14 protein-coding genes are annotated in these 14,747 nt (G+C 64.7%); 3 read left to right on the top strand and 11 right to left on the bottom strand.

Going from position 1 to position 14,747, the window contains the following annotated elements; genetic code table 11:
* From accB to I7X43_RS10215, 9 genes are all read right to left on the bottom strand, one after another.
* Positions 1 to 462 (bottom strand): acetyl-CoA carboxylase biotin carboxyl carrier protein, encoded by a 462-nt coding sequence (gene accB / locus I7X43_RS10255; protein ID WP_198100840.1) that lies wholly within the window; start codon positions 460 to 462, stop codon positions 1 to 3.
* Positions 463 to 488: 26 nt separating this feature from the next.
* Complete coding sequence (gene aroQ / locus I7X43_RS10250) at positions 489 to 926, bottom strand: type II 3-dehydroquinate dehydratase (RefSeq protein ID WP_198100942.1); 438 nt, start codon at positions 924 to 926, stop codon at positions 489 to 491.
* Between the two features lie 250 nt (positions 927 to 1,176).
* Positions 1,177 to 1,767 (bottom strand): hypothetical protein, encoded by a 591-nt coding sequence (locus I7X43_RS10245; RefSeq protein WP_198100839.1) that lies wholly within the window; start codon positions 1,765 to 1,767, stop codon positions 1,177 to 1,179.
* Complete coding sequence (locus I7X43_RS10240; protein WP_198100838.1) at positions 1,764 to 2,075, bottom strand: nuclear transport factor 2 family protein; 312 nt, start codon at positions 2,073 to 2,075, stop codon at positions 1,764 to 1,766. The genes I7X43_RS10245 and I7X43_RS10240 overlap by 4 nt, the downstream gene beginning before the upstream one ends.
* Entirely contained in the window at positions 2,072 to 2,788 is a 717-nt protein-coding gene (gene mtgA / locus I7X43_RS10235; protein WP_198100837.1) for a monofunctional biosynthetic peptidoglycan transglycosylase, read from the bottom strand. The genes I7X43_RS10240 and mtgA overlap by 4 nt, the downstream gene beginning before the upstream one ends.
* On the bottom strand, positions 2,785 to 3,618 hold the full coding sequence (gene aroE / locus I7X43_RS10230) for a shikimate dehydrogenase (protein ID WP_198100836.1): 834 nt from the start codon (positions 3,616 to 3,618) through the stop codon (positions 2,785 to 2,787). The genes mtgA and aroE overlap by 4 nt, the downstream gene beginning before the upstream one ends.
* Before the next feature lie 3 nt (positions 3,619 to 3,621).
* Positions 3,622 to 4,497 (bottom strand): energy transducer TonB, encoded by an 876-nt coding sequence (locus I7X43_RS10225; protein ID WP_198100835.1) that lies wholly within the window; start codon positions 4,495 to 4,497, stop codon positions 3,622 to 3,624.
* Positions 4,494 to 6,518, bottom strand: coding sequence for a ribonuclease catalytic domain-containing protein (locus tag I7X43_RS10220; protein WP_198100834.1), 2,025 nt, complete (start codon positions 6,516 to 6,518; stop codon positions 4,494 to 4,496). Before I7X43_RS10220 ends, I7X43_RS10225 begins: the two co-directional genes overlap by 4 nt.
* 53 nt (positions 6,519 to 6,571) lie before the next feature.
* Positions 6,572 to 7,348 (bottom strand): oxygen-binding di-iron domain-containing protein, encoded by a 777-nt coding sequence (locus I7X43_RS10215; RefSeq protein ID WP_198100941.1) that lies wholly within the window; start codon positions 7,346 to 7,348, stop codon positions 6,572 to 6,574.
* 127 nt (positions 7,349 to 7,475) lie between these two features.
* Here I7X43_RS10215 and I7X43_RS10210 point away from each other — a divergent pair, with 127 nt between their 5' ends.
* Both I7X43_RS10210 and I7X43_RS10205 read left to right on the top strand, forming a co-directional pair.
* A complete protein-coding gene (locus tag I7X43_RS10210; protein ID WP_198100833.1) occupies positions 7,476 to 9,626 on the top strand; it encodes a prolyl oligopeptidase family serine peptidase in 2,151 nt (716 codons plus the stop codon).
* Positions 9,623 to 10,351, top strand: a complete 729-nt coding sequence (locus I7X43_RS10205; protein ID WP_198100832.1) for a CatA-like O-acetyltransferase — start codon at positions 9,623 to 9,625, stop codon at positions 10,349 to 10,351. The genes I7X43_RS10210 and I7X43_RS10205 overlap by 4 nt, the downstream gene beginning before the upstream one ends.
* Before the next feature lie 14 nt (positions 10,352 to 10,365).
* On the opposite strand, the gene fabG is transcribed toward I7X43_RS10205, so the two are convergent.
* Entirely contained in the window at positions 10,366 to 11,112 is a 747-nt protein-coding gene (gene fabG, locus I7X43_RS10200; protein WP_198100831.1) for a 3-oxoacyl-ACP reductase FabG, read from the bottom strand.
* A 10-nt stretch (positions 11,113 to 11,122) separates the two neighbouring features.
* Positions 11,123 to 11,719, bottom strand: coding sequence for a YqiA/YcfP family alpha/beta fold hydrolase (locus tag I7X43_RS10195; RefSeq protein WP_198100830.1), 597 nt, complete (start codon positions 11,717 to 11,719; stop codon positions 11,123 to 11,125).
* Between the two features lie 158 nt (positions 11,720 to 11,877).
* Between I7X43_RS10195 and I7X43_RS10190 the strand changes: the two genes are divergently transcribed.
* Positions 11,878 to 14,592: a zinc-dependent metalloprotease gene (locus I7X43_RS10190; protein ID WP_246480327.1), complete on the top strand. Its 2,715-nt coding sequence runs from the start codon at positions 11,878 to 11,880 to the stop codon at positions 14,590 to 14,592.
* The last annotated feature ends 155 nt before the right edge of the window (positions 14,593 to 14,747 follow it).

Raw genomic sequence — 14,747 nt, 5'->3', positions numbered from 1 at the left:
TTACTCGATGATGAACAGCGGCTGGCCGAACTCCACGGGTTGACCGTTGTCGCAGTAGATCTTGGTGACGGTGCCCGTGGCGTCGGCCTCGATCTCGTTCATGATCTTCATCGCCTCGATGATGCACAGGGCCTCACCGGCTTTGACCTGCTGGCCGATCTCCACAAACGCTTTGGCGTTCGGGCTCGAGGCGCGGTAGAAGGTGCCGACCATGGGCGATTTCACAATGTGCCCGGTGGGGGCCGCTTCAGCAACTGGGGCTGCGGCAGGCACGGCGGCGGCTGGCATGGGCATCGGCGCAGCCATGGGCATGGGGGCCATGGCCATGGTCTGAACCACCGCGGCAGCCGCGGGCGCACTCTTCACGATGCGAACCTTGCCATCGGCCTCGGTGATTTCGAGTTCCGACACGTTCGATTCCGAAACGAGGTCGATCAGGGTCTTGAGTTTGCGCAGATCCATGGGGATTCCTTGTTATGTACCGAGCGTCAAGCCGCTGGCGCGAGACGGACGAGGGCTGCCTGCAAGGCCAATTCATAGCCTTGTGCCCCCAAGCCACAGATGACCCCCACGGCTTGATCGCTCAAGTAGCTGTGGTGGCGGAAGGGCTCGCGTCGGTGAATGTTGGACAAATGGACTTCAATAAAAGGCAGGGCGACACCGGCCAGCGCATCGCGCAGGGCGACGCTGGTGTGGGTGTAGGCGGCAGGGTTGATCACAATGAACCGCGTGCCGTCGTGGCCCGCAGCTTGAATGCGGTCCACCAGCGCCCCTTCGTGGTTACTTTGGAAACTACTCAGCGCCACACCCGCTTGCTGAGCGAGGCGCGCCAGCCGCTCGTCAATGTCTGCCAACGTTTGGCGGCCATAGACCTCGGGCTCTCGCGTCCCCAGCAAATTCAGGTTGGGGCCGTGCACGACCAAAATGCCCACTAGAGAGCCTCGCCTAAAAGTCCAAAACCCCGGACTTTACGCCTTTTCGTTACAAATCCGAACCAAATGCCGGTCAGAAGGGCGAGGAAGCCCGGGAAATCCCTTTGTTTCGCAACCTGCTAGACCGCACCGCCTGGCGCACCGACACCGATGGGGTGGCCGGGCTCGCCGTGTTGAATCAGCTGTTTGACAAAGGCGGCATGTTCGCGGCAGATGGAGCGATAAGTTGTTTGATTGCGCTGAGTTACTGCGATTCCAGCAGCCGTCGCAAGCCTTCACGGTCCCCGCGCCACGTTCGGCCTTGTCCATCCGGCAGCAGGGCCCCCCGCCGATCGATCGGATCCAAAACCGCCAGGTGCACGGCCACCGGGTGTGCGAAGCCGCGGGGTGGGCGAGCCCAGACGATCAGCGTGTGCAAGTCGCGGCCGCGGCCATCCCGCTGACTGGGGCCAGCTTCCGGCCGCTCTCCGGCATTGAGCAAGCCAATTTCAGGTGCTTTCGCGTCATCTGCAAACAGTTCGAGGTGAATGTCTGACCAATGGTTGGCCGTGCCTCGCCAAACGGCCCCAACCACCAGCGGATCGAATTCGGCCAGCCGATCCATCCACTGGAGTGCCAAATCCCTGAGTGCGCGCAATTCGGCGGGCTGCGTGTCCGCCTGAAACAGGCTGAGGTGTTCCCGCAGGGCCTCTTCAACACACTCGTTGCTGGGCAGGGCCGTGCGAGGGGGGAGGTCCAGGTCTTTGAGGGCCCGTTTCTTGGCCGCCCCCCAGGAGAGCCCGTCGTCCGCAATCAAACGCGCAGCAGTCTGGGCGATTTCAAGGTCGAGTGTCATGGAAGCGGGGTGGCTTGGTGAAACCGCATTTGCCAGCCGTCTGGGCCGTGCAGCCAGATCGAACTGCGCCAGGCCGGGTGGCTGCCCAGGGCGCGCCAACTCGTTTGCCAGCAGTTGGTGGCGAGCTCGACGGCCTGCTCGTCCGCGCGCTGGGCCGCGGTCCCCGTGCCTCGCAGCTCAGCCATCACCTCGGTTCGGCTCCAGCGACGGCCGCTCCGCCCAAACTCGAAAAAGTCCGGGTGCAGCAGGGCGTCGAAGTCGAGACCCTGGGCCAAGCGATCCTCCAGCGCAAAAAGGATGACTTTCATGGCAGTTCGACCGCTGGCATGCGGGCTTGAATGGTCGCGCTGCGTCCGAGGAGATAGGGCGAGGTCGGACGTTTTTCAAAGCGCTTGGGTGCGGGGAGCATGACCGCCAGTCGGGCGGCCTGGGGCGCGCTCAACTGCGACGCCGGAATGCGGAAATAGTGTCGCGCGGCTGCTTCGGCGCCAAAGACACCTTCCCCCCATTCCACGTGGTTCAGATAGAGCTCCAGGATCCGTTCTTTACTGAGAAAAAGCTCCAGCCCCAAGGTCAACAGGGCTTCTTGTGCCTTGCGCGCCATGTGGCGTTCGCCACTCAGGAAGAGATTTTTTGCCAGTTGCTGGGTCAGGGTCGAACCGCCCACCACCTTGGCCGGTTGGGTCACGGATCGCTTGGCGGCTCTGGCTTCGGCTTTTTCGTTGCGTTCCCAGGCTTTTTCCACCGCATCCCAGTCGATACCGCCGTGCTCAGCGAACCCCGCGTCTTCGCTGGCGATGACCGCCCGAGCCAGTTGGGGCGAAAGGCGCGGCAGCGGTTGCCACTCTTGGCGCCAAGGGACTTGCCCCTGCGTGCGCAAGAGGCGCATCGCCTCACTGCGCTGGAACGTGGTGGACTCAAGGTCCACCAGTGCCATCAGGCCGATGCGACCCGCGAAATAGAGCTGAAGGCTCACGACGAGCAAGGTGGCCAGCAGCAGCAGACGCAGCACTTTTTTCATGCTTCGGGCACGATTTGACGCAATTCATTGAACACGGGATTCGTGTCCGGTCGCACGCCATGCCAGCGCTCAAAAGACAAGGCGGCCTGCTCGACGAGCATGCCCAGGCCGTCTCGGGTGCTGGCACCTTGGTCCCGGGCCGCTTGCAAGAAGGCGGCGGCGGCCGGGCCGTAGACCATGTCCAGCGCCCAGGCGCCCTTTGCCCACAGACCCTGCGGCAGGCTGAAGGCGCTCCCGCCCAAGGCCGCGCTGGTGCCGTTCAGCACCCCATCGAACCCGTGAACGGGGCACTCCCCCCAGGGCAGCACGGCCAGGGGAACGCCCAGATCCTGGTGACGGTCGAGCAGGGGGCGCAGTTTCTCGGGGCTGCGGTTGCAAAGGGTCACGTGCGCGGGGCGAAGCGCCAGCAGCGGGGCCAAACATCCGGCCACCGCGCCGCCCGCCCCCAAGATCAACAAGCGCCGACCCGCGACGGGGAAGCCGGCGCGTTCCGTCAAATCACGGCACAGGCCCGCCCCGTCGGTGTTGTCCGCCCAAAGGCGGCCTTGGTCCGACCAGCCCAGGGTGTTGGCGGCGCCAGCGCGCTGGGCCCGGTCGCTCGAAAGTTCCGCCAGGCTCAGCGCCTCAGGCTTGAACGGCAACGTGACATTGCATCCCTTCAAGCCCTGCAGCCGCAAAGTCCGCAAGGTTGCGGCGAAGGCACCCACCGGGGCCTCGATGGCCTCATAGTTCAGGGTGATCCCGGTGAGGGCGGCGAACCGGGTGTGAATGTGAGGCGACCGACTGTGGGCAATCGGGTGACCGATGACGGCGTAATTCGGGTGATCCATGGTTCAAGGCTGGGGCAGCTCAACGGCCGTTTGAAGGCCTTTGTCGCGGTCGAACTGAAAACGGGCACTCAGAACCAACACCTCAGCTTCCTGGCGCATTTCCCGGGTAAACGGACCAAAGGGCCCCGACGCTCGCACGATGGCCACGGCGCGGCGATCCAGTTGTGCAATGCCCGAACTCTGGACGATTTCGGTGGCTTGGAGTCGACCGTCTGCCGCCACGGAAAGGGTCATGGTGAGCTCACCGTACAGCCGCTTTCCCTGCGAGGTCGGAAAGTCTGCCGTGCCCCGGGCTTCGATGCGGCGGCGCATCGCGTCGTAGTACTTCGCGTAGGCCACTTCTTGAGTGGCCGGGCTCACAAAGCGCTGGCGCGGACCCGCAGCATCTTGGTTGACCCGACGCTCGATTTCGGCCATCAGGGCGAGCAATTGGCGCCGGCGCTCCGCCTGGGCCCGTCCTTCCGCGGTGGCGGCCTCGCGCTCGGGGTCGGGTGGCGGCAGTTTGGCCAATTCACGGCGCGCCTGGGTGAGCAGCTGGCGCTGCTGCTGTTGCAGTACTTGAACCCGTTTGCTTTGCGTGGGGTCAATCGCATCCCCCCACTCCATGTCGGCAGCAGGGGGCAACGGGGATTGGGGGCGTGCGCTCGGGGCCGCGTCGCCGCCGCCGTCCAGCGAGGCCTGCGCCAGCGCTCTGGGTGTTTCGGGTTTTTTTTCACCCCGGGTGTTTACCAGCACCACCTCCAGCCTCTCCTGCGTCCAACGCCGCAAGGCGCTATCGGGTGTGGCCACCTGAACGAACAAGACCGCTAAGTGCAACAGGCCCGACAGGGCCAAGGCCAGTTGCAGCGGCTTGGGTTCAGGGGTGAGGGCCAAATTCATGGAGGAGGAGGCGCTTCCGCGTCACTGAGATCCACAGCAATGGTCAGTGAGGTGGCATTTTGTAGGCTCTCCTCCTCGTCATCGGTATCGGACTCGTCGCCTTCCGCCGCCGAAGCAGTCAATCGTTCAGTCAGACTGGCGTGCAACTCCAGCGTGAGCAAGTCGATGCCCGTGATCCGCACCCGCACGGCGCTGCCGCGCTCCAAAGTTTCGCAACCCAGGGCCTTGAAGACCAAGGGCAGGGTGTCGGCGCGCACCAACCCGTCGCGCATAACGCTGGCGGTGAGTTCAAGGAGGCCCTGCTGCTGAAGGTACACCAGGGTCCAATAGCGTTCGATCTGGGTTTGGAAACCGTTGTATGCGCTGTACGCAGCATCGAAGCTGGAGAGGATGGCGAAGAGGTTGGCGTCCTTGGGTTTGAAGGGCGCCACCAGGGGGGCCGTCTGGCCATGTCGCACGGCGGCAATCAATTGCCACTGGTTCACCAGGTCGACATAGCGGCGCAGGGGGGAGGTGCACCAGGCGTAGCACGCGACCCCCATGCCCGCATGCGGGAGGGGTTTGATGCCCATGCGCACTTTGATGCCCGGCGCCAAACCCGCTTGACTGCGGTACAGCCCCGGCAGGCCCATTTCGGCGAGCCAGGCCCCCCACCGACTGTTGGCCAAAATCATGGCTTCGGCCACGATCAGGTCCAGCGCCGTGCCCCGCGCTCGCTGCCCGATCCAAACCGTTTCATCCCCCCGTGGGGGCTCAAGGCGTTCGCCTTCCAGCTTGAAGCTGTAGTCCGGGCGGTTGAAGCTTTCCGGCTTGCCACGCACCTGTTCGCGGCCCAGCTTGAGGTGCCGTGCCAGCCGGTGGGCAAAGGCGAGCTCGGCGGCAAACGCATAGTCGGCGGGCGCTTCACCCGCAAGCGAGGCCTCCGTAATCACACCATCGAGCTTGTCGTGCCGCAGATTGGCTGCGATGGGAACGGCTTCGATGCGGGTCTCACTGCCGATGAGTTCGAGTGTGGACTCGTTGAACTGGCAATACAGGCTGAGGGCTGGGCAGTCGCGGCCTTCGGTCAAGGTGTAGGTCTGGACCACCTCATCGGGCAGCATGGTGACCTTCCAGCCCGGCATGTAAACGGTGGAGAGCCGGTTGCGCGCGATCTGATCCAGCGCCCCTTCGGGTTGAATCGCCAGGGCGGGCGCGGCAATGTGAATGCCAAACGTGACCGTGCCACTGCCCAAGCCCTGAACCGAGAGTGCATCGTCGATTTCCGTCGTGCTGCTGTCATCGATTGAGAACGCCGCCACGGTGGCGCGGGGCAACGCCCCAATGGCCGGGGCTTCCAGCGCGGGGAAGCCGGTCCCCTTGGGAAACTGTTCGAACAAAAAGCGTTGCCAGTGGAACTGGTACGGGCTGCCGATGGCGCCAGCGGCGGTTAGCAGGTCCAGCGGAGCCTTTTTGGTCAGCAAGGCAGCCTGAACCAAGGCCTTGTACTCGGGACCATTCTTGTCGGGTTTAAACAGCAGCTTGTAGATCTGCGCGGTGATGGCGTCAGGGCAGCGGCCCTCGGCCAACTCGCTGGCCCACGCTTCGATCTGGGCTTGTTGCTGCTTCTTGCGTTCAATGGCCAGCAGCGCCGCCTGCACCTGCTCCTGCGGCGCTTTCTTGAAGTTTCCGCCTTTGCCCGCCCGCCGGAAGTAATGGGGCGCTCCGGTGAGCGCCAGCCAGGCCGCAGCCCGCTCGGTCACGCTGGGCTTGTCAGAAAAATAATCGGCCGCCAGGTCCGCAAAGCCAAACTCACCGTCGGGGGCGAATTCCCAGGCGAGGTCCAAGTCCATCTCAGCCGCCAAGCTTTGGGCAGTCGACAGCAGCTCCCCGGGTAAGGGCTTTTCAAACTGCAGCAGGGCCTGCGCCCCCTTGATCTTCACGCGCTTGCCCGAGTCCAGCTCCACTTGCAGTGAGCTTTCGGCTTCGGAAAGGATGCGGCCGGCCTGAGCCTTGCCGCTGTCATCAAACATCACAAACATAGGGCGGGATTGTGGCCGACGCCCCGCCCCCGGCTGGCTGCCCTGCAGCGCGATCAGCGCGGAATTTGATACTGGGCGCCGCCCATGAGATCAATGCCGCAGGCCAGATCCGAGACCCAGTCGATGAACTGGCGGACGGCGGGACCGCGCAGCGGCGCGCCGTGCTGCGGCACGATCATGTCGATCTCCAGCGGTCGAACCATGTCCGCCCACAGGCGAAGAATCTTGCCCGACACCATGTAGCGGCGATGGAACCCTTCCATGTACTTCAGGTGCGGTCCGAGATCGGAGATGAATTCGGACGGACTCAAGTCCGCCCCAAGCGACGCCGCCAGATCACCCGAAAACAGGATCTTGCTGACCGGGTCGTAAAACTGGAAATTCCCCTCGGCGTGGAGAAAGTGGGCCGGCAAGGCCCACACTTCAAACGCGTCAGCGCCGTCACCCAAAACCAGCCGGGCGCCCTCATCTCCGAGCCCCTGAATGCGGCCTGCCGTCTTGCCGGGTTTGCAGAAGTGGGGGGCGAACCGCTCCCAAAGGCGGGAGATGTAGACCGTCGCTCCGGTCGACGTCATCCACCGGTCCAGCGAGGCAATGATGTCCGGGTCCGCGTGCGAGGCCAGAATGGCCGCCAGTTTGTGGGGCGGAAAGTGCCGGCCCATGCCCAAGAAAAGATCGTTGTAGGCCAGGTTTCCCCCTGGGTCCAGGATGGCCCCGGTCTCTCCGTTGACCAGCAGAAACTGGTTCGACTGCACCCCTTCGCTTCCGCTCAGCTCGGAAAACATCAGGCACTGGTGCTTGCCTTGTTTGAATAGGGTGATCGTCGACATCGGGATTCCAGTTGGAGTGGGGTGGGGATGGGGGAATCCGGCACTGTAGGAATGCTGGCGTTCACAGGTGTTGACGGCCATCAAGACGAACTGCCTAAACTGAACCTGATTTTGGAAAGGTTGCGTCATGCGGAAGGCTGTTTGGGGGGCGGTGCTGTGGGGAGTAGCGGGGTTTCAGGGCGTCCAGGCGACGCCAAGCCCCCCGGATACCCCCCAAAATCCGGTGCAGGATCGTTACCACGGGGTGACGGTGACGGACCCCTACCGCTGGATGGAGGACATGCAATCTCCAGCGTTTCAGCAGTGGCTGCGATCCCAGGCCGATTTCACGGCAGACCAACTCAAGGCATTGCCGGGACGGGATGCCTTGCGCGCCCGCCTGGGCCAACTGGCTGATGCGGGGGTGACGACCAGTCACTACCGGCGAGCGGGCACGGGTTTGGTCTATTTGAAACGCGAGCCTGGCCAGAATCAGCGCCGCCTGTGGTGGCGAGAAGGGGTCTCGGGCCCCGAGCGGCAGTTGCTGGACCCGCTGGCGGTGCCAGGATGGCCGGGCCAACACGCCATTGATTGGTTCAGTCCGTCGCCCGACGGTGCGACGGTTGCGCTGGGACTTTCCAGTGGCGGCAGTGAAAACAGCACCTTGGTTTTGCTGGATGTGGCCCGTGGCGCGTTGGCGCCGTTGCGGTTGACGCACACCGGTTTGAATGAGGATGGCATTGCGTGGTTGCCGAATGGCAAGGGGTTCTTTTTTAACCAGCATCCGGCTGACGAGCGCTACAACAAAAGTGCGGTGTACTTTCAGTCGGTGGAAGGCGGCGCGCCGCGCCGGGTTTTTGGCTGGGGCATGCCCGGGCGCCGTTTTGCCGTTTCGGACCTACCCTATGTCAAGGTGAGCAAGGGCTCGCCGTGGGCGGTGGCCGAGGTGTTGCACGGCGATGCGAGGGACAAGAGTTACTTTGTGGCACCGCTGACGGACGTACTCCGGCGCGGTGATCGTGCTCCGTGGCGTACCGTGGTCACGCCCAAAGACCGGGTGGGCGCCGCGACCCTGGAGGGGCATCGACTGCTACTCCTGAGCCAAAAGACGCATCCCCATCGCAGCGTGGTGGCGCGCCCGATTTCGGGTGGTCGGGATCAGGTGATCTTGGCGCCCAGCGACCAGATCTTGATGGAGATGGCCCGCGGGGAGGGCGAGCTGCTGGTACGGAGCTTGGACGCGGGGGTGAGTCGGCTGACTCGGGTGTTGCTCCAGGCGGGGGGCACGCAGCAACTGCCGCTGCCGTTTGATGGCACGGTGCGCGAAACCCTGCCCCTCCCCGGGGGCGAGTGGTTGGTTCGGCTGGAGGGCTGGACGCAGGCGCCGCAGACAGTGGTGGTGGGGCAGGACACGGTGACACGCCCCGTTGATCTCCAGCCGCCCAGTTCGATTGCCACCGCCGGATTCCAGGCGGAACGGGTGATGGTCACCAGCCACGATGGTGTGCAGGTGCCGCTGTCCCTCTTGTTCCCGCGCGGGGCCCAAGGGGCCTTGCCCACCATCCTGACCGGCTACGGAGCCTATGGCATTACCCAGGAGCCCAGATTCCGCCCGGCGCGCTTGGGTTGGCTGGAGCGGGGCGGCCGCTTTGCCATCTGCCATGTGCGCGGCGGTGGCGAGTTGGGCGAGGCGTGGCATGCGGGCGCTCACATCCTGAACAAGCAGAACACAGTGAGCGACTTCATCGCTTGCGCCCAGTACTTGATTGATCGCGGCTTGACCCGTCCGCAGTGGTTGGCGGGAACCGGTGGATCGGCGGGGGGCATCACCATTGGCGGCGCCATCAACCAAGCGCCCCAGCTCTTCGCTGCAGCCCAGGCGGCCGTTGGGGTGAGTGACATGTTGCGCATGGAGCTCACCCAGAACGGGGCCCCCAACGTGGCGGAATTTGGCACCGTCAAAAACCCTCTGCACTTCAAAGCCATGCTTGCCTTGAGCCCCTACCACAACGTGAAGGACGGCCGGGCCTACCCTGCGGTTATCGTCACCACCGGCGCCAATGATCCGCGCGTAGATGCCTGGATGCCGGCCAAATTCGCGGCTCGGTTACAAGCGGCGACACAGGGTCGCCCTGGAGCCAAGCCTGTTTGGTTGCGCGTGGACTACGAAGCGGGTCACGGCATGGGCTCGTCCATCAGTTCGCAGCTGGACGAGCAAGCCGATGTCTGGAGTTTCTTCTTGTGGCAGATGGGAAAAGCGCATCCGTTGGTGCGAGCTGAAGGGGGACAGCCCCAATGAGCAAGGCCCCTGTCGTTCGTTCCATCGACCTCCTGCAGGGGCCTCGGGCCCAGGCCTATGCGTTCTATCGTCATGCCCGGCAACCGCGCTGGGGATTGACCACCAGGCTGGAGGTTGGCGCGCTACTGCAGGCGGTGAGCGCGATGAAGCCCCAGATGGCCGCGCTCAGCCCTTTGCTGGCCTACCACCACGCCCTGCTGCGCGCACTGGATGCGGTGCCTGCGCTGCGGCAGCGCCTGAGCAACGACGGTGGGGCCGTTGAATGGACGCAGGTGGATGCCTCGATCACGCTGGCGCGTGAAGACGGCAGTTTTGCTGTCGCCTACTTGCCGTATGCCCGCCAGCTGCCGTCGTTTATTCCCTCGGCCCGGGCGGCCATGGATCAGGCCCGAACGCCGGGCACTGACTGGGGCATCGGTCGGCCTCATGGGGGCTGTGTGTACACCACCACATTGCCCTGGCTGGATTTCACCCACTTCCAACACGCTCACACAGCGGCGGTGGACGATGCCACGCCCCGAATTGCGTTTGGACAGTTTTGCGCGCACGGCGGCCGGGTCGAGATGGCGATGAACGTCGAGGTTCACCACGCGCTGGTTGACGGCTTGCACGTGGGCCAGTTCGTGCAAGCTTTTCAGGCGCTCCTGAATCAGCCCGACACCTGGCTCAGCAATGCTTCGGATCCCGACGAGCCCACGGGACCCGCGGGCTCGGTGTCGATTTGAATGGGGGCCGCGGCTTAGAGCATCATCCCGCCGGTCACTTCGAGGACCGTGCCGGTGACATAAGCGGCGGCATCGCTGGCCAAGAACGCGTAGGCATTGGCAATGTCCTCGGCCCGCCCGAAGCGCCCTAGCGGGATCTGCTCCACCAGCATTTCACTGACTTTGTCGGGGATGGCGGCGGTCATGGGCGTTTCAATAAAGCCCGGTGCCACCGCATTGACGCGGATGCCCTTGGGCCCCAGCTCCCTGGCCCAGGTTTTGGTCATGCCTATGACGCCCGCCTTCGCGGCGGCGTAATTGGTTTGCCCGAAATTGCCGTGCAGCCCCACCACCGAGCTGGTGTTGATGATGACCCCTTGCTGGGCGGCCACCATGGCGGGCGTCACCGCTTGCGCGCCATGAAACACGCCGCGCAAGTTGATGTCGATGACGGCGTCGAATTGGTCCACGCTCATTTTTTCAAAGCGAGCGTCGCGGGTGATGCCGGCGTTGTTGATGAGCACGTCCAAGCGACCCCAGCGCGCCAAGAGGGCCGCGACCGCGCCGTCCCACACCGACCGGTCGGCCACGCTGCCCGCGTGCTGCAGGGTTTGGGCCCCCAATGCTTGGCATTGGGCAGCCACGCCCTCCAGGGCACTGGCGTTCATGTCCAGCAGCGCCAAACGGGCCCCTTCCGCAGCAAAGCACAGTGCCGTGGCGGCGCCAATGCCTTGGGCGGCACCCGAAATCAATACAACGCGGTCAGTAAAACGGGGATTCATGAGGAACGGGTCAGGGTTGGGTCAAAAAACGAATCAATTCGGCCTGCCAGCGCTCGAAGTCGGACAGGGCGTGGTCCGAGTGCGCGAGAAGCAGGGTGCGGCCAATGCCATAGCGGCCCATCATCTCTCGCCAATCCAGCAACTCGTCTCCCTTGGCGATCAGGGCAAACCAGCGGGCGGGGTGGGTGAGTATGTCGGCTTGCAGGGCCTGGAGTTCCTGAACGAACTCCGGCTGAAAGTAAAAGGCTTCGTCGGGGCGGTGCCAGTAGTGCTGCTCGCCGATGTACGCGGCCAAATCGCGCGCCGGGTCTACCGCAGGGTTGAGCAACGCGACGCGCCAGTGGGGGCGCCGATTGCCGAGGGCGGCGGCATAAAACCCACCCAGCGAACTGCCCACCACGGCCACGCCGTCCTCCGGCCAGTCCCGCACGAGATCGCCGATCAGCGCCATCGCCGCCTGGGGGGAGGGGGGCAATTGGGGGCAGACCCACGTCAAATCCGGCTGCTGGGAAGCCCATACGGCCATTTGCTGCGCTTTCACCGACTGGGGGCTGGAGCGAAAACCGTGCAGGTAGAGCAGGTGGGTGAGGGGGGCGGGGCGGGGCATGACGAACCGCAGTGTAGGCAGTTGGGCGTTAGGCTGCCGCCCCTGTGACGATCCGCACCCCGGGTTGATCGCCTTGACGCTGAGGGGCGTGGCTGGAACAGTGGCGCCCTTTTGGCCCGCTTGCTGCGGGCAGTTTGGGTTTAAGAAGGAATCCCTTGATGAAATCGACCAAGAAAGTGGCCTCGCTGTGGGCCTTGTCGGCGGTGAGCCTGGCCTTGATGGCTGCGACCGGCGCCCAAGCCCAAACCCCGCCGGCCAACGGCGCAGCCCCCGCTGCAGCCCCCAGCCCCGCCCAAGCCGCTGCCATGGCGGCGGCCCGCGCCGCTGCGGACGCCACAGCGCTCAAGCCCTTCGCCGACGTCAGCAAAGACGCCAAGAGCCAAGACGGTGTGTTCTCGATCTGGAAAAAAGACGAGAAGACCTGGCTTGAAGTTCCGCGGTCGATGCTGAACAAGCCCTTCTTGTTCACGGTCAATATCGCCAATGCCGTGGGTGAGCGTGGTCTGTACGCCAGCCAAATGGGCTTTGACGTGATGGTGGAGTTCCGCCTGGTCGGCCGCAACCTGCAGCTGGTCGCCCTGAACGACATGTTCCGCGCCAAGGCGGAGGGCAAGGCCTCGGTGGCCCAGGCCTTCTCGCCCAGCTTGCTGGCCAACACGGCCGTGGCCAGCGCCGACCATCCGGAGCGCAAGAGCTTCCTGGTGGACGCCAGCTTCCTGCTGTCCGACTTCCCGATGTACTCCACCCGCTTGGAGATGGCCTACCGCATGCCCTACGGGCTGGACCGGGCCAACTCCAGCTTCGTGGCTACGCGCGCGGATGCCCAGCTCTCGACCTTCACGGGCCGCATGCACTTCGCCACGCCGCGCATCCCGGCTCCGCCGCTGATGCCCATGCCGGTGCCGATGCCCCCGCCCCCGCAAACCCTGCCGGACCCCCGCAGCCTGTTTGTGGACTATGTGATCAACCTGCGCGCGCTGCCCGAGCAGCAAGCCGCCGTGCGTCACATCGACCCGCGCCTGGGTCATTTCATGACCAGCTACACGGACATGGATTCGGACATCAAGCCGAACAACCGCGTTCACATGCTGAACCGCTGGCGTCTGGAAAAGGCTGACGCCGCTGCGGCGGTGTCGGAGCCCAAGCAGCCCATCGTGTACTGGCTGGACAAGAACATCCCTGCCCGCTACCGCGAGGCCGTCAAGGCCGGCATCCTGGAGTGGAACAAGGCCTTCGAGAAGATCGGCTTCAAGAATGCCGTCGTGGTCAAACAGCAGCCGGATGACGCTGACTGGGACAACATGGACGCCAACCACGCGTCCATCCGCTGGTTCGTCGGCGCGGACGTGGGCTTTGCCATCGGCCCGAGCCACGTGGACCCGCGCACCGGTGAAATTTTGGATGCAGACATCGGCATGAGCGACGTGTTCGCCCGCGGCTCGCGCCGCTTCCTGGCCGAGGATGTGAGCGGCCACGCCAGCCATGGCGACCACGACCACAGCCCTGCGGCGCTGCCGCGCCTGGGGTCCAAGCACCAGCACGCGGCCTACTGCAACTACACCGAGCAAGCCGCCTCGGAGATGAACTTCGCGATGGACCTGCTCGAGGCGCGTGGGGACATCGCCCCCGACAGCCCGGAAGCCGAAGCCTTCGTGAACGCCGTCATCAAAGACGTCATCATGCACGAGGTGGGCCACACCCTGGGTCTGAAGCACAACTTCAAGGCCTCGACCGTGGTGACCCAGGCTCAGCTGAAGGACAAAGCCTTTGTCGAAGCCAATGGCCTGTCGGCCTCGGTGATGGACTACAACGCCTACAACATCCCGCTCAAGGGCGAGAAGCCGACGGCGCTGACCAACACCCAGCTGGGCGCCTATGACTACTGGGCCATCGAGTACGCCTACAAGCCGCTCGATCCGGCGACGGAAAAGCAAGAGCTGGACAAGATCGCCAGCCGCTCGACCGAGCCGCAGCTGATCTACGCCGATGACATGGACGCAGGCGTGGGCGGCCCTTATGACGGCATGGACCCGCTGGCCAACCGTTTTGACCTGGGCGACGACCCGCTGGGCTACTTCCAGAAGCGCTTGCAACTCAGCAAGGAGCTGTGGGAGCGGGTGCAGACGCGCGGCTACAAGCCGGGCGATGACCCCACCCGCGCGCGCCGCTCGTTGATGGCGGGCTTCCAGCAACTGGGTCGCGGTGCCGAATCGGCGGCCAAGTACGTGGGCGGCATGAGCGCCTCGCGTGAGGCGCCGGGCACCAACGGCAAGTCGGCGTTCACGCCCATCGCCCCGGCCAAGCAGCGCGAAGCCCTGAAGACGCTGACGGCTGGCCTGTTCAGCAGCGACAGCTTCAAGTTCCGTCCGGAGTTCCTGAGCAACCTGCAACTGGACTACAACGAGTGGGATCGTGGCGTTCCGGCGGACATCGGGGGCGCCGTGCTGCGCCTGCAGATGAGTGCGCTGAGCCGACTGATGAGCATCCCCACGGCCAAGCGTCTGCTGGACCTGCCCGGCTACCTGTCGGAGAAGGACCGCAAGGGCGCGATCAGCCTGGCCGAGGTCTACGGCAGCGTTCAGGGCGCGATCTGGAGCGAGCTCAAGACGGGCGCTGAAATCGACCGCACCCGCCGGGCCCTGCAGCGCGAGTACCTGCGCGGCCTGATCGGCACGCTGACCCGTGGTGGCGCGGTGTCCGGCCTGGCCATGCCGGCCGACGCCCTGGCGATGCTGCGCTGGAACGCCCGCCTGTTGCAGGCCGACCTGCAAGCGGCGGCAGCCAAGGGTGGCTCGGTGGAGACCCGCGCCCATGTGGCCGAAAGCCTGAGCGCGCTGAGCGAAGCCCTGAAGGCGACCATGGTTCGCATGTAAGGCGAAGCGGCCTTAGGGCCGCAACGACCCCAAAAAAGGGCCGGCAGTCTTGGACTGCCGGCCCTTTGTCTTGGTGGGCAAACCGCGGCCCTGAGGCCCGGGCGGCCTGACCAGCGCAAAGGTGCTGGGTCAATACAAGTCTTCCAGGGTACTGG

It is taken from the genome of Inhella gelatinilytica (genome assembly GCF_016093295.1).
Lineage (GTDB): Bacteria > Pseudomonadota > Gammaproteobacteria > Burkholderiales > Burkholderiaceae_C > Inhella > Inhella gelatinilytica.
Note: the sequence above shows the minus strand (reverse complement) of the source record. Positions and strands in the feature narration are given on the sequence as shown.